At 33.9% G+C, this 20282-nt stretch carries 18 protein-coding genes, 1 tRNA gene and 1 pseudogene; 11 read left to right on the top strand and 9 right to left on the bottom strand.

Annotated features, from left to right (window positions below; all coding sequences use genetic code 11):
- Positions 1-2: 2 nt before the first annotated feature.
- Positions 3-575: a thioredoxin family protein gene (locus tag ABWU75_RS01125; RefSeq protein WP_182367219.1), complete on the bottom strand. Its 573-nt coding sequence runs from the start codon at positions 573-575 to the stop codon at positions 3-5.
- Between the two features lie 108 nt (positions 576-683).
- Between ABWU75_RS01125 and tmk the strand changes: the two genes are divergently transcribed.
- Positions 684-1286, top strand: coding sequence for a dTMP kinase (tmk, locus tag ABWU75_RS01120; RefSeq protein WP_253302246.1), 603 nt, complete (start codon positions 684-686; stop codon positions 1284-1286).
- Between the two features lie 25 nt (positions 1287-1311).
- Here the strand turns inward: tmk and ABWU75_RS01115 are convergent, their stop codons facing one another.
- The 6 genes and pseudogenes from ABWU75_RS01115 to ABWU75_RS01090 form a co-directional block, all read right to left on the bottom strand.
- Positions 1312-1989 carry a hypothetical protein gene (locus ABWU75_RS01115; RefSeq protein ID WP_353286897.1) on the bottom strand — a complete coding sequence of 226 codons (678 nt, stop codon included), beginning with the start codon at positions 1987-1989 and terminating at the stop codon, positions 1312-1314.
- A 159-nt stretch (positions 1990-2148) separates the two neighbouring features.
- Positions 2149-3981, bottom strand: a complete 1833-nt coding sequence (ftsH, locus tag ABWU75_RS01110; protein WP_353286896.1) for an ATP-dependent zinc metalloprotease FtsH — start codon at positions 3979-3981, stop codon at positions 2149-2151.
- A 12-nt stretch (positions 3982-3993) separates the two neighbouring features.
- Positions 3994-4164 (bottom strand): annotated as a pseudogene (locus ABWU75_RS01105) (tRNA(Ile)-lysidine synthetase); the annotation flags it as partial.
- 144 nt (positions 4165-4308) lie between these two features.
- Positions 4309-5532 (bottom strand): ATP-dependent metallopeptidase FtsH/Yme1/Tma family protein, encoded by a 1224-nt coding sequence (locus tag ABWU75_RS01100; protein WP_353286895.1) that lies wholly within the window; start codon positions 5530-5532, stop codon positions 4309-4311.
- Entirely contained in the window at positions 5533-6834 is a 1302-nt protein-coding gene (tilS, locus tag ABWU75_RS01095; protein WP_264731992.1) for a tRNA lysidine(34) synthetase TilS, read from the bottom strand.
- Positions 6835-6976: 142 nt separating this feature from the next.
- Positions 6977-7456 (bottom strand): OmpA family protein, encoded by a 480-nt coding sequence (locus ABWU75_RS01090; protein ID WP_265016724.1) that lies wholly within the window; start codon positions 7454-7456, stop codon positions 6977-6979.
- Between the two features lie 277 nt (positions 7457-7733).
- Here ABWU75_RS01090 and ABWU75_RS01085 point away from each other — a divergent pair, with 277 nt between their 5' ends.
- The 8 genes from ABWU75_RS01085 (at position 7734) to ABWU75_RS01050 (ending at position 16059) form a co-directional block, all read left to right on the top strand.
- The gene (locus ABWU75_RS01085) at positions 7734-9149 is read left to right on the top strand and encodes a carboxypeptidase (protein WP_264736276.1); all 1416 of its coding nucleotides are present in this window, start codon (positions 7734-7736) and stop codon (positions 9147-9149) included.
- A 20-nt stretch (positions 9150-9169) separates the two neighbouring features.
- Positions 9170-10246, top strand: coding sequence for a rod shape-determining protein (locus ABWU75_RS01080; RefSeq protein WP_253309829.1), 1077 nt, complete (start codon positions 9170-9172; stop codon positions 10244-10246).
- Positions 10247-10563: 317 nt separating this feature from the next.
- Entirely contained in the window at positions 10564-11676 is a 1113-nt protein-coding gene (mnmA, locus tag ABWU75_RS01075; protein ID WP_353286894.1) for a tRNA 2-thiouridine(34) synthase MnmA, read from the top strand.
- A 1088-nt stretch (positions 11677-12764) separates the two neighbouring features.
- Positions 12765-13271 (top strand): inorganic diphosphatase, encoded by a 507-nt coding sequence (gene ppa, locus ABWU75_RS01070; protein WP_264731982.1) that lies wholly within the window; start codon positions 12765-12767, stop codon positions 13269-13271.
- A 133-nt stretch (positions 13272-13404) separates the two neighbouring features.
- Positions 13405-13495, top strand: a tRNA-Ser gene (locus ABWU75_RS01065).
- A 167-nt stretch (positions 13496-13662) separates the two neighbouring features.
- A complete protein-coding gene (locus tag ABWU75_RS01060) occupies positions 13663-14808 on the top strand; it encodes a SurA N-terminal domain-containing protein (protein WP_353286893.1) in 1146 nt (381 codons plus the stop codon).
- 95 nt (positions 14809-14903) lie between these two features.
- Positions 14904-15524 (top strand): oxidoreductase, encoded by a 621-nt coding sequence (locus ABWU75_RS01055; protein WP_264731979.1) that lies wholly within the window; start codon positions 14904-14906, stop codon positions 15522-15524.
- Positions 15508-16059 (top strand): 5-formyltetrahydrofolate cyclo-ligase, encoded by a 552-nt coding sequence (locus ABWU75_RS01050; protein ID WP_353286892.1) that lies wholly within the window; start codon positions 15508-15510, stop codon positions 16057-16059. Before ABWU75_RS01055 ends, ABWU75_RS01050 begins: the two co-directional genes overlap by 17 nt.
- A gap of 53 nt (positions 16060-16112) precedes the next feature.
- Here ABWU75_RS01050 and ABWU75_RS01045 read toward each other — a convergent pair whose 3' ends face one another.
- Positions 16113-17156 (bottom strand): hypothetical protein, encoded by a 1044-nt coding sequence (locus tag ABWU75_RS01045; protein WP_353286891.1) that lies wholly within the window; start codon positions 17154-17156, stop codon positions 16113-16115.
- 300 nt (positions 17157-17456) lie between these two features.
- Between ABWU75_RS01045 and elbB the strand changes: the two genes are divergently transcribed.
- Both elbB and ABWU75_RS01035 read left to right on the top strand, forming a co-directional pair.
- Complete coding sequence (elbB, locus tag ABWU75_RS01040) at positions 17457-18164, top strand: isoprenoid biosynthesis glyoxalase ElbB (protein ID WP_264731974.1); 708 nt, start codon at positions 17457-17459, stop codon at positions 18162-18164.
- Between the two features lie 178 nt (positions 18165-18342).
- Positions 18343-18651, top strand: coding sequence for a hypothetical protein (locus ABWU75_RS01035; RefSeq protein ID WP_353286890.1), 309 nt, complete (start codon positions 18343-18345; stop codon positions 18649-18651).
- A 2-nt stretch (positions 18652-18653) separates the two neighbouring features.
- On the opposite strand, the gene ABWU75_RS01030 is transcribed toward ABWU75_RS01035, so the two are convergent.
- Positions 18654-20279, bottom strand: a complete 1626-nt coding sequence (locus ABWU75_RS01030; RefSeq protein ID WP_353286889.1) for a peptidoglycan D,D-transpeptidase FtsI family protein — start codon at positions 20277-20279, stop codon at positions 18654-18656.
- Between the last annotated feature and the right edge of the window lie 3 nt (positions 20280-20282).

Below are 20282 nucleotides of genomic sequence, written 5' to 3'. Positions count from 1 at the left end.
ATTTAACCTGTAGAATTAGACCATTTAATTGAGCAGCCAATACTTGATTTTTGGTCAATTGGAGAATTACCAGTTTCTGCAATAAATTTCATAGCTTGAAATAAGTCACTACTTCCTACTTCATAGCTTTGAACCTTTTCTTTTTTTGTGTCATTAAAACGTCCACGATAGCAAAGGTTTAAATTGGAATTAAAGCCAAAAAAGTCAGGAGTGCAAACAGCCCCGTATTCTTTAGCTATTTTCTGTGTACTATCAATTAAATATGGAAATGTAAACTTATTTTCCTTGGCAAAATTAATCATATTTTCAAAGGAATCTTCTGGATATTCATTTACATCATTTGACATTATTGCAACGGTGTTTACCTGATAATCTTTTTTCAATTGATCAACATCGCTTACCAGATTGCTAATAATTGACTGAACGTAAGGACAGTGATTGCATATAAACATTACAATAAGACCGTTTTTTCCACAACAGTCACTTAATGTATAGTATTTATTGTCTACTCCCAAAAGATTAAAATCTTTTGCAGTAAAACTAAAATCGACTTTAGGAGTATTCAGAGCAACCATAGACTATTATTATACCATATGTAATTTACGGTCTTATTATTTAAATGTCAAACGGTTTCTATGTATACTGTTTGCATATTCTTTTTTAGTATTATAATTATAAAACTTATGTTCATAACTTTCGAAGGAATAGACGGCTCTGGTAAAACAACACAATCTAAGCTACTTGCAAATCATTTTAAGCAAATTCACGGCGAAAATAATGTAGTGTCGACTCGAGAACCAGGTGGCACTGATTTTGCAGAAAAGATAAGAGGAGTGTTGTTAACAAATAATATTGATCCTATTTCTGAACTCTTGCTACTTATCTCGATGAGGCACGAACATATGAAAAAATTAATATTACCAGCTCTTGCAGAAGGGAAAATAGTGATTTGTGATCGGTTTATTGATTCAACCATTGCATACCAAGGATATGGGTTTGGAGTTGATTTAAAACTAATAGAAGATTTGCACAGGTTGGCTGGAGTTAGATATCCAGATATTACATTTATTCTAGATATTGATGTTAAAGTTGGGTTAAGTAGAGCGAAAGACAAGAATAAATATGAAGAAATGGATGTTAATTTTTATAATAAAGTTGGAAAAGGGTTTAAAGAAATCGCCATAAAAGAGCCCGTTAGGTGCCATGTCATCACTGAAATTGAAACAAAAAATGATAATCAAGTACACACTAAGATTATTGATAAAATCACTATTGCAAAGACTTAACTATATTTATTTAACCTCTACTAATTTAAACCGAACCTTTAACTTGTGATAGAAAATTATTAATTTTAGTTAACATTATTTCACATGAATAACTTTTTGTTTGAGTAGCTAAAAAATCCTGTATTTTGTCTGGATCTTCTTCACTTATTATCTTATATGCCCTTGTGAGGTTCATTAATTCACTTCTATTTTTTTTATTACTTACTTCAGTAATAGTAAAAAATTGATCAAAATGGTCTAAGAGGTCTTTATTTTTTATTGAAGACACAATATCGTCAATTTCTTTCACAGATAATGCAAGTGTGTGTGCTTTAATACGATCTTCAAAACAAAGATTAACAAGCGCGTTGCAAAACCTATCTCTCGTAGTACTTCTCACTTCTGCTAATAAGGATTTAATATTTTCTTGGCAATGCACTCTCTTTACTGATTCAGCTGGTTCAACCATACCAAGAACATTCTTTACCAAAGATTTTTTTTCACAACTAAATATGAACATGTAATAACCCATAGATAGAGTAAAGAACAAGAATACGGCTGGGAGCAAAAATGGCACTAGTACATTTTGTGATACAGGAAAGATAAACCAGACAGCAGTTGCTGCTGATACAACAAGAAATAGCCCTAATAAAGTTAATTGCGCTCTTTTTTTATACTTATGATCAATGACTGCATTTACACCAATAGAAGCTACGTCAACCATTACTCATACCTCATTAAACAGTAATACTAACTGAATGATAGCATTATCGTGATGAAAATGCAACATTATGAATATTCTAATACAATTTATATTGACAGTTACAATTCTGAATGTTTTATTGCAGCGTTAGCTGATTAGCATTTTAAGCTAGGGTCAGATCTAATAGAGAGAGGATTTTTTTATTTTCTCATTCTTCTCATTTTCCTCTCTAACAATTTTTTTTCCGCTTAATATGTCCTTTATTTCATCTCCTGTTAAAGTTTCAAACTCCAGTAGATTTTCGGCAATGAGATCTAAGCCTTTCTTATGCTTGGTCAAAATGTCTTTCGCTTTTTCATAGCAAGAAGACACAACTTTCTTCACTTCTTCATCTATAAGTTTTAATGTATCTTCAGAAATTATCTCAGAACCATGCATAGTTTGTTCGCGATTGTGATAGATCGGACCTATTTTGTCGCTCATTCCCCATTTTGTTACCATAGAACGTGATAAATCTGATGCTAGTTTTATATCTGAAGATGCGCCGCTTGTGACTTTATCATAGCCAAAAATTAGCTCTTCTGCCACACGTCCACCCATTGCAACAGTTATATCTGCTAGAATCTTTTCTCTTGTGAGGGACACTCTATCTGTTTCTGGTAGTCTCATAACTAAACCGAGTGCCCTACCGCGTGGAATAATTGTTGCTTTGTGTATAGGATCAGAAGCAGGCATATTAACAGCAATCATCGCATGGCCAGCTTCATGGTATGCAGTCAGTCTCTTTTCCTCTTCTGTCATAATGAGAGATCGCCTTTCCACACCCATCATCACTTTATCACGTGCATATTCGAAATCATCCATGGTAACAATCTTCTTGTTTCTTCTTGCAGCAATAAGCGCAGATTCGTTCACTAAATTTGCTAAATCAGCCCCTGAAAAACCAGGTGTTCCTCTTGCAACTGTTTTCACATTTACATCAGGGGCCATTGATATTTTCTTTATATGCGTATTTAATATTTTCTCGCGCCCATTTATATCGGGTAAAGAAATAGTAATCTGCCGGTCAAAACGACCAGGCCTAAGCAGTGCTGGATCTAAGACATCCGGACGGTTAGTCGCAGCAATTATTATTACGCCCTCATTAGACTCAAAGCCATCCATCTCAACTAATAACTGATTTAATGTTTGTTCTCTTTCGTCATTACCACCACCAAGACCAATGCCACGATGTCTACCCACCGCATCTATCTCATCTATAAAAATTATACAAGGAGCATTTTTCTTGCCTTGATCAAACATATCACGAACACGGCTCGCACCAACACCAACAAACATCTCAACAAAATCAGATCCAGAAATGCTAAAGAATGGCACATTAGCTTCTCCTGCAATTGCACGAGCAAGTAAAGTTTTACCAGTTCCAGGAGAGCCAATTAAAAGGCACCCTTTTGGTATTTTTCCACCTAATATTTGAAATTTTTGCCTTTGTTTAAGGAAATCAACGATTTCTACTAGCTCTTCTTTTGCTTCATCAATTCCGGCAACATCATCAAATGTTACTTTTTTCCCACTAGTCATGAGTCTAGCCCTTGACTTGCCAAAGCTTATAGTTCTGTTGCTCCCCGCTTGTGTTTGTTTAAGAAAGAATAGCAAAAAGCCAATAAAGATAAATGTTGGGACCCATGAGATAAGTAATCCACCAATTACGCTCATGGCAGAATCTCCAGTTGAAAAGGAGAATCTCACTTTTCTATCATGTAAATTTTTTATTAGGTCGCTATATATAACACCGCTTGAGTTGAAACTTGAACCATCCCTAAACTTGCCCTCAATGCTCTGGTTTTTTATGACAATATTTTCTACATCATTGTCTTCTAGTCTAGTTAAAAATTCCGAAAAAGGTATGGTTGTTTTACTTCTACCTACATTTCCGCTGAACTGAATATAAACAACTGAAATAAGAACAATAATTACTAACCAGATCAATAAGCCTTCTAAAAATTTTTTCATTTCTATTTCTAACTAAGTACTAATCAAGCTTACCAAATTTTGTTTTATCGTGCTATTAATAATGCATTGAACCTTATCGTCATTGGTATTTTTTTCGTTATAATTTACATCAGGATAAGCAAGCACCTTTCCATCTTTTTGTACTGTAGGCAAAGAATAAAAGACTTCAGGGCAGCAGTTGTAAACTTGAAAAGCGGGTAGCTACTGCTCCATGTGCTTTCTTTTATGGGAAAATAGTTGCAAGGTCTAATATGTAGGAAAACCTTGTGGGACAAAGTAATTTGTTAATAAGATGACTTTATGTACATTACCGCACACTATTCTATATTACACTTCTATACTACACTGGCGAGCTACATGTTTTACTCTTGCACTACTTATTTTTTTCAATTCATGATCAAAATCATCCATAGTAATAGTAGGAGTAGTGCCTTCATGGCTTCTGTTTATAGCATTATATTTTACTTTTTTTGCCAAATTAGGTAAATAAGCTCCTGAATAATCAGAAGTGCGGCTTGCAATTTTTTCCAGATTTACGTCTGGTGCTATTTGTATATTCTTTAAGTTGATATTCAATATTTTCTCACGCTCCTTTTCTTCAGGTAGAGGAATATAAATGCGCTCACCTAGGCGCCCAGGTCTCAAGAGTGCTTCATCTATATGAGGCAAATGATTTGTTGCACCAATTACTATTACATCTTTTCTAGATTTTATCCCATCCAGTTCACTCAATAACTGAGTGATCATCCGCCTCTCTTCATTATTACTAGCAGAAGTTTCTGAATTATTTCGTCTACTAACGGCATCTATTTCATCTATAAAGAGTATGCAAGGAGAATTTTTTCTTAATTTTTCGAAAAGATCACGAATGTAAGCTGGACCAGCACCCATTAATGATTTAGAAAACTCAGACGCTAAAACACTATAACACGGAATATTAACTTCGCCTGCAATTGCACGAACAAGGAGGGTTTTACCATTTCCGGGGGGACCGTATAAAATGTAGCCTGTTGGTATATCACAATTGAATTGTTCAAAAATTTTTCTATTTTTTATGAAATTGCAAATCATTTCTAATGATTTCTTCACCTCATCGGAGATTGCAACATCACTAAATTTTAATTTCTCTTCTTCTGTAATTAATTTATCGTCTAAGCTAATGCTAAAATTTTTTTTGTATATCACCCAGCCAAATACTAGCACACCTAGAAATATTATAATGGAAATGCTACCTAAAATGACATCTTCATTTATGGCTTCTGTTGAAAAGAGGATGTGAACCCTTTTGTCGCGTAAAATTTTTATGAGATCATTAGATATAATACTGACTAACTTAAAACTTGATCCATCCTTAAGCTTACCTACAATACTATTTTCATTTATATCTATAACAACACTTTTTATATCGTTACTTTCTAATCTGTCTGAAAATTCTGAAAAAGATATAGTAGTTAGACCTTCACCTTGAAAAAACAGCATATAAATTGCAAAAATGGTAGCAGCAATTGCCAGACATAAGAGAGCAATTTTAAGGAATTTCCACCGAGTCATTTAATTTTCACCTGAAAGAATTGAGCTTATCAGATTTTCGTACAATATGTTAGTAATAATACACTTAACTCCATTATTATCGATTTTCTGATTACTTTGACATGTACTAGGATAAGCAAGCACCTTTCCATCTTTTTGTACTGTAGGCAAAGAATAGAAAACTTCAGGGCAGCAGTTGTAATCCTTCAGAAATTCAGGAACTTTTTGTGTTTTTTTTAATGGAGCGATGATAACTGAACACTCTTGATTTCCGAGTATTGTGCAGCTAAATCTGTTATCCCATTGAGTAGGTTCATTTAAAGGTAGGTTTACGGTAATTTCTTGTATCTTTGACGATTCTCTAATTATTAAGATATTTTCTCCATATTTTCTTATTTTGCACCCAGAAAGTGTACAGTTAACATTACTATCCTTTTGCAATATTTTATTAAATATCGCAATAAGGCTATTGTACCTTGGTTTATAATGTTTACTGGCAATTGCCATTATAGAGTAAAGAAGAAGCCTCAAGGCTATTTCCTCTGGCAATTGATAAAATTCACTTAGTTTAATTTCAATATAACCAAGATCATGAACATTAACACAGTCATTAAATGCAAGGCGTGTGTAGTGCATCAACGCTTTTGCAGCTCTTTTCATATGAAGGGCTGTGAGGCATATTCGCTCTGTTAAAATCTCTTGATTGTCACTTGCTTTAAGTAAGCTACGGTATAAAGTTCGCCTGTATTTTAAGTTATAGTTGCTTCTATCTTCGATCCATTTTAACCGGTGAAGCTTAGCGTACTTTTCTATTTCACTACGACTAAAATTTAACAATGGCCTAAATATATAAATACCATTTAAGAAAGATTTGTAATCCATTGATGATAATCCATCTACGCCACTACCTCGCTCCAATCTTAATAAGAACGTTTCTGCTTGATCATCTTTGTGATGAGCAACGAGCAAACATTTAACATTATTGTTTTTACAACACTCTGCTAGTAACTTATATCGTGCTTTTCGTGCCTGTAATTGAATATTACCTTTAATATTTTGCTTCTCCCAATTTAATATGAACGATTCCTTTGCTCCAAGTTCTTTTGCATAACTTGTAACAAAATCAGCTTCTTTTTGAGACTCTGAACGTAACCCATGATTTACTGTTAATGCTATAGGAAGTGAAAGCTTGTTTTTTTTTGCCCAGTTAGTCATTAAGTGCAGTAAGACTATACTATCTACACCACCTGATACTGCAACTGCGATTTGGTTATAGAAAGCAAAGCTATTAGCTATATTTTGAAATAATAACTCTAATTTCATTATGTTTCTTGATGGCAAGATAGTCTCTACGTCATACAGCGACTTATTTGTGGTATATATAGATCCCACTAACAAGCAGCGGAATTGCTCTCTTTTGTCATCCCAGTGCTTGACACTGGGATCCAGGTTTTAATGCAAGAAACTATTTCTTTATTCCAGAAAATGAAAATTCCACTCTACGATTTTTAGCATGCTCTTTTTCATATTTAGAATTTCTAGAATCATCTTTTACATTAACCAAAGGCTCAGTTTCACCCTTAGAAGCAGTTTTTATTCTGTTTTCTATGTAGGGTGCACAACTAACCATAAATTTTTTAGCTGCATCTGCCCTTCTAGCGCCTAGCGCAAGATTATATTCATGAGAACCACGGTTGTCAGTATGACCAGTTAAAGTAACCTTCGCGTCAGGGTTATCTTGTAACACCTCCATTACGTTAAGTAATGCATCTGCGCTTACTTCAGTAATACTAGATTCATCATAACCAAAGAAAACTCTTTTATCACCTATCTGCTTAACAACAGAATTCATTTTATTTGTTGTATTTGCTCCTTTTTTTGGGCAAGAACTTACACCAGTAAGTAGCAAACAAAAACAGCACATTATAACCAGTCTACTCCACATTACTAAACCTCCATAAATTTTAAATAGTGCGTAACTTTAATTTCAGTAGCTAATAATCTCTCCATATTGTAATATAGTCAAGAGAAATAAAATACTAAATACTTTTTCTACACCCTTACAATTAATTTTCTTATAATATGCTGGACTCTGAGTAGAAAAATCCAATAAAGGAATAAAAAGTACAATTTTTTATTGTACTTTAAGCAAATATACTTTTAACTTTATTATTAATCTATTACGATATTAAAGAGATGTTTTCTAAAACAATGAACAAATTATGAAATCTTATAAGTTTTTAGAGGAAGTATTATATAGGGTAAAGAATATCGAAAATACGCTAAAAGTACTAAACCAAAGCCAATTGAATATAGAGGACAAAGTTGAACAAATGAGTCTTCTAGAAGAAATCAGACATGAAATTATCTCTCATGATGCAATAAAGGAATCATTAGCAGATGCTCTTGGTAACAAAAAAAGTGCAAATACTCAGCAGCTAAAGTTAATAGAGAGAATACATAAAAGCAACAGTGCTGTTCCTATTGATTTAGTAAAGTCTTTATCCAAAGCTAAGGTTGAATGCCAAAATTTATGGAAACTATCTCATTCTGAAACCAGTAACTTAGAAAAACTAAAAGAACGTTTTACTGATTTAATCACACTCATTCGCGAAGTAGCTTCTATAAAATCGCAGCAATTAAAATGCTCAAAATACGACTTACTGCTTGCTGACTATGACTCTGATATCACAGAAAAGAATATAAGGGAAGTATTCCCCAAGGTAGGCAAATTTTTTAGCGAAAATGTGGATGAAATAATTGAAAAGCAGAAAAAGGATAAGGTTACTAATATACAAAGAGTTGCTACTCAGAAGCAGATTGAACTTGGCTCGTTATGTTTACAGCAAATGGGTATTGCACTAAATGAGATTCGTACTTCTTATTACTACCCTATAGATTATGATGAATCTGATTTTTGTTATGGTTTATTTTCACTTTTACGGCATAGTGGTTATGCGATTTATCAAAAATGTTTAGCGCAAAATTCTATAAGTAGCCCAATTACGAGACATGTTATGTATGAAACTCAAGGGTTATTCATGGAAAGGATGATTGGAACATCCAGAGAATTTATTGAGTTCATTCAACCACACATAAAAGAGAAATTTGCTATAAAAGGCAAAACTAATAGTAGTGTTGAAAATTTGCACTTGGTTTTCAATGAAATAAACCTTTCCTCTTCTTTAAAGAACGCAGATGAATTTAGTCTGTTAGCTCATATTATGTTGAGAACTAGGTTAGAACAGGATATAATAAATGGTACACTGGAAGTTAAGGATCTGCACGATGCGTGGCTGGAAGGTATGAAGCACTATAAAATTCCAGTAAAAGCTAAAAATGAGCTGGACACTTATTTTCAAGATGAATATTGGGCAAGCGGTGTTATGGGCTACTTTCCTATAAAAATTATTGCTTTAATTGCTGCTGTGCAGATTTTCTCTTTCGTTAAAAAGAATCATTACGAATCATTAAGTGCTATAATAAAAGGAGATTTTAGTTTACTTATCAGTTGGTTATCTCAAAATATATACAGTGCAAAGTGTGGCCTGGAACTGCTAAAAAAAGTAACAGGCAAGGGTTTAGACGTTGAGTGTGTTACTTACTACCTATCTGAAAAGTATAATTTGTCTCAATAAATGGTTTTCTTGAGTTATGTATGAATTTTGTTCGAAAATTGACCGGAAAGTTTTATAGCCTTTTTACTTTCAAAGGTTTGTTTGCTAGCGATATTGCCATAGACCTTGGTACTGCAAACACTTTAGTTTATCAGAAAAATCAGGGAATAGTGCTTGATGAGCCTTCAGTTGTAGCAAGAGTAAAAGAAAAAGGAAGCTACGTTCCTTATGCTTTTGGTAAAAAAGCTAAAATGATGCTTGGAAAAACGCCTGGAGAAATAGAGGCGATAAGGCCCTTAAAGGATGGAGTTATTGCTGATTTTAAAAGTGCGGAAGAAATGCTAAAATATTTCATACGCAGTGCAAACACAAAATTCACTGTTAATAAACCTAATATTATCATATGCGTTCCATCTGGATCCACGCCAGTTGAAAGGCGTGCTATACAAGATGCAGCAGAAAGTGCTGGTGCAAATGAAGTATTTTTGATTGAAGAACCAATGGCTGCAGCAATCGGAGCTGGGCTCCCAGTTACTGAACCTGAGGGTTCTATGATCGTTGATATAGGAGGCGGTACAACTGAAGTTGCAATTATTTCTTTAGGCGGAATTGTTTATTCACGTTCTGCCAGAGTAGGTGGCGATATTATGGATGAAGCAATAAAATCGTATATTCGTGAAAATCATAAGTTATTAATCGGTGAAACAACTGCTGAAAAAATTAAGAAAAACGTAGGTTCAGCCAGTCTGCCAGGTGAAAATAACAAAGAGGGAATGATAATTAAAGGCAGGGATTTAGTGAGTGGCATGCCAAAAGAAATGCTTTTATCAGAATATCAAGTTGCAGAAAGTTTAATAGAGCCTGTACATCAGATAATTTCTGCTATTAGGACTGCACTGGAGAGCACTCCACCTGAACTTTCTTCTGATATAGTCGATAGAGGAATAATTTTATCTGGTGGTGGTGGATTATTGCGTAACTTGGGCAAAGTTATCAGTGAAACAACAAAATTACCAGTTCGTGTTGCAGATGACCCACTTTGTTGTGTTGCCTTGGGTAGTGGAAAAGTGCTTGAAAACATGGATTATTTTGGCCATGTTTTATTCAAGCAAGATTAAATTGTTTTTGAAGGTAGTTTATCGAATTGTTTTGATGGAATTATGTAATATAAATGAGATCCCAGTGTCACGCACCAAGTAATTTGAAGGCAACTTTCAGCAGGAAAGGGTGTCATCCGAGTAGCTGACACTGGGATCCAGGAAACTTGATTACAAATAAATATGCTGTTTTAATGAATTTGCATAAATAGACACTAGATTCCAGTGTCAGCTACTTTCATGACATCATCTACTATGTAAATTGCCCCCAAATCAAAACGTTTGCACAGTTGTATGTTGGAATGACACAAGATTTGCGTTTATAAATTAAGGCGATTATGCTAAAAGAATTTAAAATTGAACCTCTGCTAAAAGATAGAGCTCCGCACCAGACCAAGGCTATTGTTGCAATGTCCGGGGGAGTTGATAGCTCCGTTGCTGCAGCACTGCTATATAACTTTGGGTACCAGGTGATAGGTGTGACTCTTCAACTCTATGGCACCGACGGTAATGCTAACGCAAGAAAAGGTGCATGTTGTGCTGGACAGGATATTTACGACGCTAAGCGCGTGGCTGAAAGTGTTGGCTTTCCTCACTATATTTTAAACTACGAGGAAATATTCAAAAAGGAAGTAATAGAGGATTTTGCAAGTACCTATATGCGTGGGGAAACTCCCATACCATGCGTAAGATGTAACCAAACGGTAAAATTTCGTGATCTATTGCAAGTTACAAAAAATCTTGGTGCGGATGTGCTTGTAACAGGACATTACGTGAGAAGATTAGAAAAAAATGGTGAGGTAAAGTTGTGCAGAAGCATTGATAAAAGTAAAGATCAAAGCTATTTTCTATTTGCTACAACAAAGGAGCAGTTGAAGCTTTTGCGATTTCCACTAGGTGGGTTCTATAAAAGTGATATAAGAAAATTAGCAAAGTATTTCAGCTTACAAATTTCTGAAAAGCCGGACAGTCAAGATATATGCTTTGTTTCCGAAAGCTATAGTAAAACAATAGCTAAATTAGTTCCACAATCTGTACAGAAAGGTAAAATAGTGGATGTTAATGGAAAAGTGCTAGGCGAGCACAGTGGCATAGTAAATTTTACAGTGGGGCAAAGAAAGGGCTTGGGTATCGCACACAATGAACCTCTTTATGTGATAAAAATTAATACAGAAAATAATGAGGTTATAGTAGGTCCGATCAACGCATTAATGCAAAAAAAAATATTGATCAAGGAGTTAAATTGGTTAGAACAACCAAAGGAAGGTATGGAAGTAACTGTGAAGCTGAGATCATCACATGCGGGAAGTTTAGCAACAATACATTCAGCTGACGAAAAAAATAAAGCCTGTGTCATTTTAAACGACGATTACTTTGGCATCAGTCCAGGTCAAGCCTGTGTGGCATATAAAGGTGAACAAGTCATCGGTGGAGGATGGATATGCTCTTAACTGGGTAGCTTAATTTTTTTATGCAGAATGTAAACGTACAATAATATTTATTGCTATTTTACCCTATATCGCTTATACTATAAAGTAGAACATTATAGGTTTTAGCAATGGTTAAGGAAGTTGAAGAACTAATAAAAATTGTTGGTAAGGGTAATTTATTAGAGACTTTGTTTATTTTTTTAGGTGGCTTTCAACATGCTGACTTAGATCGTAGTATGGACCGCAGAAATCATTTTGGCTTGTCTGCATTCATTAAAAAAGAGGGGGAGCCATTAGATGAATATTTTAACTTAAAGTTTAGTCTACAAGGGCTGTTTTTAATTTATGCTCAAGCTTATAAGATACTTAGTGAAAACAATAACCTGAATACTAAAGATGTCATAGATAAAATATATGAAGTTATTAAAGGGTTTGAGTTAAATAGAGATATAAATGAAGTAGTAGAAGTAGATGGAAGTAAATTAGATTTACTTAACATCTTAGCAAGTCCAAAGAGAAAACCAATATTTAAAACAGAAGAAGATTTTGAAAATAAAGTGCTTACTGACGTTAAAAAATTATTAAATGAAAAATCTGATAAAAAATTTTTTTTTAATAAATTTGTTATCGACTGTTACTATTCTATTCATCAAGATATAAAGGTAGATAAAGATGTGGCTTTATTGTTTTCTCTATTATATTCTTTGAGCGGTAGTTATAAAGAACCTTTGTCACCTGACAAAATAGTAAAAAGAGAAGTATTAGAGATATGTGAGAATCAGTTAATAGAGAGCTATATAATGTTCTTAGCTGGCAAACTACACATGATCGGATTATCAAGTAGAGATAAATATACAATCGACCATGAGCATGTGGATCGGCAAGAGGAAGGCTTGAAAGAGCATTGTAAATTCGAATTATATCGTATAAATACAAAAAACACCCTAGAGCAACTGTTAAAAAACCAAAATAGTGATGAATTTGAACAATTAGTAACGAGCCCTAAAAATATATACTACTCAGTGCCACAAGAAGAGAATAAATGTAGGCCAAATTTCATTGTCAGCAAGAAAAAAGAAAAAGACCATAAAAACACAGTCTGTAGATTTATGGATTTAAGTAAAATAACAGCGGGACCAAATGCGGTGAATGTGGTAATTGAAATAAGTGCAAATGCTGAGCCTGTAAAGTATGAGTTTAATAAAGAGCTTGGATTGTTACAAGTTGACAGATTTTTGTCTACCTCAATGACTTATCCTTGCAATTATGGGTTTATACCAAATACCTGCGCAGGTGATGGTGATCCTGTGGATGTTTTGGTGCTAACTCAATTTCCCTTAGCATCTAGTGTTTTAATATCGGTGCGTCCAATAGGCGCATTACTCACTAAAGATGAAAAAGGAGAAGATGAAAAGATATTAGCTGTGCCTGTTTCCAGTGTTGATAGCTATTATGACAATATAAAGGACTATTCTGACTTATCTAAAAACCTATTAGATAAAATTGCTCATTTCTTTTCTCATTATAAAGATCTAGAAAAGGGAAAAACGGTAGCAGTTGGAGAATGGGTTGGTGTAGAAGAAGCAAAGAAAATCATTGAAAAAAGCAGAAATTAGTTTACGTTGATTTAGCCTGGAATTACAGTTATTCGGAAAAATGTTGTTGTTTTTAATGGGTAAATATTGCAATTAAAAGCATTAGACAGGCGGTAGAGGTCTTGGTATTATATAATCTTTAGGTTCTAAATTTGGAAGGGTGGCCGAGCGGCTGAAGGCGGCGGTTTGCTAAACCGTTATACGATTGAAAAGTCGTATCGAGGGTTCGAATCCCTCTCCTTCCGTATACTGTTTTAGCACGGTCTGAATTCGCTATATTAGCATATTTTTAGCCTGTTTACCTGATCTTGTTGCAATGGTTTTTATTTCCGTCTTTGCTTAGATAGCTATTAAAAAGTTGGCTAGCGTTGACTCAGTATTTATTATAGAATTGGTTGTTAACCTTACTTATATGCATAAAATACTAATTTTACTGTTGATAGTGTTGCCACTTAGGTTGCTTGCAACCGAGATTGAAATTGTTGCAGATGTAAATGGTGAGCCAATTTCAAATTTAGATATCGAAAAACGCATCAACTTTATAAATTCATTGTTTGGCACCCAAAGTGTTAATCAAAAAGAAGCAAAACCTCAAATTCTTAGGGAGCTAATAGACGAAATTATCATTATCAATGAAGCGCAGAGGCTGAATATAAAATTGAGCAACGAGGAGTTAGATAATGCTATCATATTATTTTTAACCCAAAGTTTTAAACTTAAGGCTAATGAAGTTGATCAATACATAAAAAAGCATAATATAGATCTTAGTATTTTAAGAAAACAAATAAAATGTCAGTTACTATGGAGCAAAATTATTGAAGTAAGAATTGTGCCATTTATTAATATAAGCGATAAAGAAGTAGATGATGTAAAAAGGCAAACAGAAAAGCCGGATTATCTTATCACGTTCCAAGAGTTTATAATTCCTGATCAAAAAGACAAGGATGTTTATGGCATAGCTGAAGATTTAGTAAAAAAATTACGTAATAGTAATAACCCGGAATCTCCAATAAAGATGCGTAAAGCAACAGTTAATTTAAGTCAGCTCAAAGATAAACTTAAGAGCGTTTTAGAAAGACTAGAAACCGGCGATATAGCAGGTCCATTCAGTTTCAGTGAAGGTTACTCTATTATAAAAGTCATAGACAAGGTACAACTTAATTATGCACTGCTGGAAAGCACTTTAAAATTAAAACAGATTGTGGCTGAGGGTTCAGAAAGTTTATTGGATAATTTTAAAGAGCAAAAGGTCAATTGTTTAAATTTTGACAAATTAGCAGATGATTTTAAGTTGCCAAACGCAAAAGAGTTTGAAATAAAAATGCGAGATTTAAATCCTGATTTACAGATTTTATTTAGTAAAACAAGTGTGAATGAAATAGTAGAATTAAGAGAAAATGGCACTGCAAAGTTAATGATGTTGTGTGATATCAAGAGTAATGCAGCGGATATAGAAGCAATTAAACAGCAGATGTACCAACAAAAGATTATGATACAAAGCAACTTGTTATTAGATAATATGCGTAAAAATTCAGCTGTCAGTTATCGGTATAGTTGAAGTCAGAGAGTGTCCTTGTCTCTGTCTTTGTGTACGAAAATTACTTTGTTCTATAAAATTTCAAAAAATTTGAACAAATATAGTTAAAATAGCACATGAAGAATATAATGCTAATCGGTGGTGGAGTTGGAAATGCAGTATTATTTTCGATAGGGAAGGCGTGTCTTGAAAATAATAATAAGGTTTTGTACTTTGCTGGCTATAAGAAATTAAGTGATGTATTTAAACGAGCACTGATAGAGCGTGCATCAAATGCAGTAGTTTGGGCATGTGAAGAAGGATTGATAGAAACAAGCAGAGATCAAGATAAATCCTTTCATGGTAATATAGTTGATGCAATAGTCTCTTATCAACAAGGAAGATTAGGTATTAATTTAAACACTATAGATAAAATTATCACTATTGGTTCTGATAAAATGATGAAAGCTATGAATGAAGCTAGAAAAACAATTTTAAAGCCATATCTGAAGTCAAGTCACATAGCAATATCGTCAGTTAATTCTCCTATGCAGTGTATGATGAAAGAAATCTGCGCTCAGTGTGTTCAGCAACATATAAATACGGAAACAGGAGAAAGGAGTTTTGTCTATAGTTGCAGTAATCAAGACCAGGATATGGAATTTATTGACTTTGATTTTTTAAGTGAGCGCTTAAAGCAAAATAGTTTACAAGAAAAACTCACTGCGAAATGGATAGATCATGTTCAAAGATATTAAACAGCACAAAAAGGAAATAAGAGAGCAATATAGAGCTATAAGAAAAGATATTGATGAAAGTTATTCCAGTTATGCGGCAAGTTCCCTTATTAATCTCTTTAATCAGAACTTAAGTTACGTTAAAGGCAAAACAATTGCGGCTTACATTCCAATGGATGGGGAAATAAATGTTGTCCCTTTGATGTGTTGTTTGCTCTATTTAGGTTATAAAGTAGCAATTCCTGATAAAAATCAGTTGCTAAGATTTGAGGGATGGAACGAAACAAATGAAGATGTAATTCCCGACACAATCATTACTCCTGTTGTTGCTTTTGATGATCATTTTAATAGATTAGGTTTTGGCGGTGGTTGGTATGATACAATGATAAAAAAATTACGGCCGCTTGGAAAAATATTTATAGGTGTAGCCTATGAGAAACAATATTGTAAAGATTTACCTGTAGAAAAACATGATCAAAAATTGGATATTATAATCACTGAGATGTGTGTTAGATGTGGAGGTGGATTGCTCAAAAAAGTGGATAGAAAGGAGTAGCGTAACCCCACTTTCTGATAGTAATTTTTGCGTCAAAACGCTCCTCAAATACATCAAATATTTGGTCCTGTAATTCCTCCTTCACTCACTCGTGCAGCACTTGAAATACCTAAGTGAGAATCTGGCTTCATTTGATTAACTTTATCATTAATCTTTTGTTCTACATCTTCTATTTTACCGTCACCAATGGCCATAATTGCAGATTGAAATTCACCCATAAGAATGTGAAATCCTTTCTTTTTAGATTCTTCCGTGTCTTTAGATCTTTCCATATCTGCTAGATGAGTACTAAGACCTTTGTTCATAAGTCTGCTCATGTCATCTTCTGAAAAATTTTCAATGGTTCCATTCTTTACTAACTCTTGTATAGCAGATCGCTGCCCTTCATTTTGAAGCATTTCTAATATTTTTTTCCCATCATCAAGACCTTTTTTAGCGTCAACGCCTTCGTTATCTTTAAGACTAATGTTTGCAATAGTTTCAAGCATGTTTGTTCTTAATCTACTAAAGTTATTCTCTCTTGCTTGAACTTTAGGTAATTTATCTATTAAATCCTTATATGAACTTTTTACTGCTTTCCCTGCTTCAATCGCACCTTCTTTTATTTTTTCCCCTGCCTTTCCTATACCTATTCCTACATAACGTGCTCCAATAGCCACAAGCGCTATTAATGTAGCAAGCACAATAAGCGGAGAAAATGCTACTCCCAATACTATTCCTGTAGAAGCTATTCCAATTTTTTTATTTGCAGATGCTGATTTAAAATAATTGACTAGATTGTCCAGCGGACCTTTATTATTATTTATAACATTACTTATTGCTTGCTGATTAACAGATTTTAACGCCTCTTCTATTATTTTTGAGTCAACGTTTTCAGAAGTTAACCCTTTAAGTGCTTCTTCAATGAGTTTTATAAATAATTCTTTATTTACCTCCTTTTGCAAGCCTTGGTCATTAATTGCTAAACTTAAACCTTCGAGATTCATCCCTCTAACTTGTTCTGATAGGGCTTTAAGTAACTCCTCTTTTCCCTCTGATGGAGATTGTGCAATGCTTTCTATTATATCTGAAATAGCTTTTCTTAGTTCTGATACCAATTCTCAATAATAATGAGACAAATGAAAAAGAGTGCTTTCCGCCTATAACTGGAGGTTTAAGTGAATTTATCGTATATTCTATTTGTCTTCCCAATAACGAAGTTTGGTATGAGTAGTCAGTGTCAAAAAACGTACTGTTTGTAGGTGCCATATTCAACTTCATCAACTATAAATATGCCTAATTATACATACTAATTATTAATTATATTATAATAAATATGAGATAATTAATATAATAACCTCTTTCCAAATATAGAATTTGTATTAAAATATCTAGATTACATGAAATTAAGGTACTTTATGGGCGGAAAAAAATTAAAAGCTGCTGTGGTTTTATCAGGGTGTGGTCACCTTGACGGTGCAGAGGTAAGAGAAGCGGTTTTAAGTTTGCTTGTGCTTGATCAGCAGGAAGTGAATGTTAAATGCTTTGCACCTGATATCAATATCACACAAGTTATGAATCATAAAACAAAAGAGGCAACAAAAGAAAAAAGGAATGTACTTGCAGAAGCTGCAAGAATCGCAAGAGGTGAAATATATGACTTAAAAGAAGCCAAAGCTGAAAATTTTGACATGCTAGTTGTACCTGGTGGATACGGGGTTGCAAAAAATTTATCTGATTTAGCTGAGAATAAAGACATGGTGACAGTAATGCCTGAATTTGAAAGATTAGTTTCAGAATTTTTTGTTACAAAAAAGCCGATAGGAGCGATATGCATATCTCCAGCCATCATTGTTTCAATTTTAAGTAGCAAGATAGGTAAAGAAGAAAGTAAGGTTAAGGTAACTATAGGAGATGACAGAGAACAGTTGATAGAGAAGCTTGGTGGTGAACACATAAAGTGTGATACAGGGTTATCAATAGAAGACGAAGAACATAATGTATTTTCCTGTTCTGCTTATATGCGTAGCGACAAAAGTATATACTCTGTATATCAAGGGATAAAGCATATGATTGACAGCATGGTAAAAAAGATTAACAAAAAAACTAAACAGCCATTCCTCTAAGATGTAGTAATTTAGACTTCCTTACACAATTAACTGTTGAATTTTACATTCCTAGCTGTATTATGGTTATATAGCTAAAGTGCTCTAGGTTTACGACTATTACTTGTTAGCGGCGTGGCGTAGGGCTGCACTAGCTATATATATTTAGCTCTTTTTTTATAAACGCAAGGTGTTTTATATGTCAGACCTTTTCTATATTGAAACTACGTGTTGTGTGGACGGTCAGTGTGATGTCTATACAGGGGAAGTGAGTTTTAATGATGTCATGTTAGGCAAGTTCAGTCTAAATTCGTGCAGCGGGAAAGAAGCTATGATAAATCTAGACGTTATTACATTCGATATTAATATCGCTATTGATGGTCAAAATGGAAAGACAATAGAAAGAGACCTTAAAGGTCTTGAATTTGTAACTAAAGATGATGGTTCTTGGTATATTAATAAGAATTTTGGTAATGATAGATTTGAAGTTATAGTAAAGCAATCATAATTTTACATCTCAGGTGTAACATTTAGTATAGGTGCTATTCTATTTATAATGTTCTTTACTATAGGCGCAGCAATTATTCCCCCGGTATGGTGTATCCCTTGAGGTTCATCAATAGCAATTAGCACTATATACCTTGGGTCAAGCATGGTTAGCACTCCTATAAATGACGCTATGTTTGCATCTTTGCTATATTTACCATCTACAACTTTTTCCGCCGATCCAGTCTTTCCCCCTATTGAATATGCCTTTATTTTTGCTTTTCTGCCAGTGCCATCTGTTACTGCTGCGCGTAATAATTTTCTCATTTTCCTGGAAGTTCTTCTTGAGATAATTTGCTCTCCTATACTTCTTTTATTCAACATCAAGGTTGCGTTATGAAATACCCCATTGTTGATTAATGCTGCTGCAGTTTGTGCAAGATGTATAGGAGTTACAGCTATGCCATAACCATAAGATGCTGTTATTAAAGTGTTTTCACTCCATTTATCCGGGATTATCGGTGTAGATTTTTCTGGTATTTCTATTTTCAAAGGAGAAAATAGCTTCATAGCTTTAAAGTATTCTACTTGTTTTTCAATACCTAATTTAACTGCAATTTTTGCTGCACCAATGTTGGATGATTTCACAAATATATCTCGCACAGTGATTTCCGGAATCTTAAATTCATGAAGATCATAAATTTTATATTTCCCAATAGTGATTGGCTTTGACACGTCATATAAATCATCAATTTTTACAACGTTTGCATCAAGCGCTGCGGCTATTGTAAAGAATTTTAATACCGACCCCATCTCATACACCCCAAGACTGGCGCGATTAAACTTTTGTACGTCTTCTGCCTTATTCTGTAGGTTGGGGTTAAAATCAGGCAGACTGACCATTGAGATGACTTCACTATTTCTCACATTTAAAACAATTCCTACTCCGCCGAGTGCCTGATATCTGCTTACAGCTTTAGTTAGCTCTTCATGCACTATGCTTTGCACTCGTGTATCTAAGGATAGTTGAATACCCTGGTAAGGTGTTATTCCAGCACGTAATGCTGGAATCCACGTATTTTTTTTCTGGACCCCAGTGTCAGCTACTTGGATAACAGAATGTTGTTTGTTTTTACTTATATATGCCTCAACTCCTGCAATACCGTTGCCATCTACGTCAGTGTAACCAAGCACGTGTGAAAATAAATTACTGTGAGGATATATACGTTTTACATCGTTATAGAAGTTTATTCCTGGCACGCCGGCATTTTTTATTGCTAACAGTTCTTTTGGAGTCAAGTGCCGCTTTACCCAAGCAAATTTCTTTTTTGAAGTAAGTACTCTATATGAATTCTCGTATTCAAGATCATTCAAAATAGAACACAGTTGTGCTGCTATACTTTCCGGATTCTTTACTTTGGTTGCATCTGTATATAGTGATGTTGTGGGCACATTTGTTGCTATTACCACTCCATTTCTATCTAAAATATCAGGTTGTTTATATACTGTATTATCTTTTCTAAAATTTTCTGAAGTAGTAGGTTGATCAAATGTTAAAGAGAATATGCGAAAAATAATTATTATATAAAATATAAATAATGGTACTATAAAACACAGTGAGCGGAGCTTATTTTTAAGTAATGCTTGCATATT

Source organism: Wolbachia endosymbiont (group A) of Anthophora plumipes (assembly GCF_964028115.1).
In the GTDB taxonomy this organism is placed as follows: Bacteria; Pseudomonadota; Alphaproteobacteria; order Rickettsiales; family Anaplasmataceae; genus Wolbachia.
This window is presented reverse-complemented; position numbering and strand designations above follow the sequence as displayed.

What these genes read in the sequence shown, in the direction of transcription:
- ABWU75_RS01060 (WP_353286893.1), top strand. Translation starts at nt 13,663, where the DNA reads ATGCATAAAATACTAATTTTACTGTTGATAGTGTTGCCACTTAGGTTG.
- ABWU75_RS01085 (WP_264736276.1), top strand. Translation starts at nt 7,734, where the DNA reads ATGAAATCTTATAAGTTTTTAGAGGAAGTATTATATAGGGTAAAGAAT.
- ABWU75_RS01050 (WP_353286892.1), top strand. Translation starts at nt 15,508, where the DNA reads ATGTTCAAAGATATTAAACAGCACAAAAAGGAAATAAGAGAGCAATAT.
- ABWU75_RS01030 (WP_353286889.1), bottom strand. Translation starts at nt 20,279, where the DNA reads ATGCAAGCATTACTTAAAAATAAGCTCCGCTCACTGTGTTTTATAGTA.
- ABWU75_RS01035 (WP_353286890.1), top strand. Translation starts at nt 18,343, where the DNA reads ATGTCAGACCTTTTCTATATTGAAACTACGTGTTGTGTGGACGGTCAG.
- ftsH (WP_353286896.1), bottom strand. Translation starts at nt 3,981, where the DNA reads ATGAAAAAATTTTTAGAAGGCTTATTGATCTGGTTAGTAATTATTGTT.
- ppa (WP_264731982.1), top strand. Translation starts at nt 12,765, where the DNA reads ATGGATTTAAGTAAAATAACAGCGGGACCAAATGCGGTGAATGTGGTA.
- ABWU75_RS01055 (WP_264731979.1), top strand. Translation starts at nt 14,904, where the DNA reads ATGAAGAATATAATGCTAATCGGTGGTGGAGTTGGAAATGCAGTATTA.
- ABWU75_RS01100 (WP_353286895.1), bottom strand. Translation starts at nt 5,532, where the DNA reads ATGACTCGGTGGAAATTCCTTAAAATTGCTCTCTTATGTCTGGCAATT.
- elbB (WP_264731974.1), top strand. Translation starts at nt 17,457, where the DNA reads ATGGGCGGAAAAAAATTAAAAGCTGCTGTGGTTTTATCAGGGTGTGGT.
- tmk (WP_253302246.1), top strand. Translation starts at nt 684, where the DNA reads ATGTTCATAACTTTCGAAGGAATAGACGGCTCTGGTAAAACAACACAA.
- ABWU75_RS01115 (WP_353286897.1), bottom strand. Translation starts at nt 1,989, where the DNA reads ATGGTTGACGTAGCTTCTATTGGTGTAAATGCAGTCATTGATCATAAG.
- ABWU75_RS01080 (WP_253309829.1), top strand. Translation starts at nt 9,170, where the DNA reads ATGAATTTTGTTCGAAAATTGACCGGAAAGTTTTATAGCCTTTTTACT.
- ABWU75_RS01090 (WP_265016724.1), bottom strand. Translation starts at nt 7,456, where the DNA reads ATGTGGAGTAGACTGGTTATAATGTGCTGTTTTTGTTTGCTACTTACT.
- ABWU75_RS01125 (WP_182367219.1), bottom strand. Translation starts at nt 575, where the DNA reads ATGGTTGCTCTGAATACTCCTAAAGTCGATTTTAGTTTTACTGCAAAA.
- tilS (WP_264731992.1), bottom strand. Translation starts at nt 6,834, where the DNA reads ATGAAATTAGAGTTATTATTTCAAAATATAGCTAATAGCTTTGCTTTC.
- mnmA (WP_353286894.1), top strand. Translation starts at nt 10,564, where the DNA reads ATGCTAAAAGAATTTAAAATTGAACCTCTGCTAAAAGATAGAGCTCCG.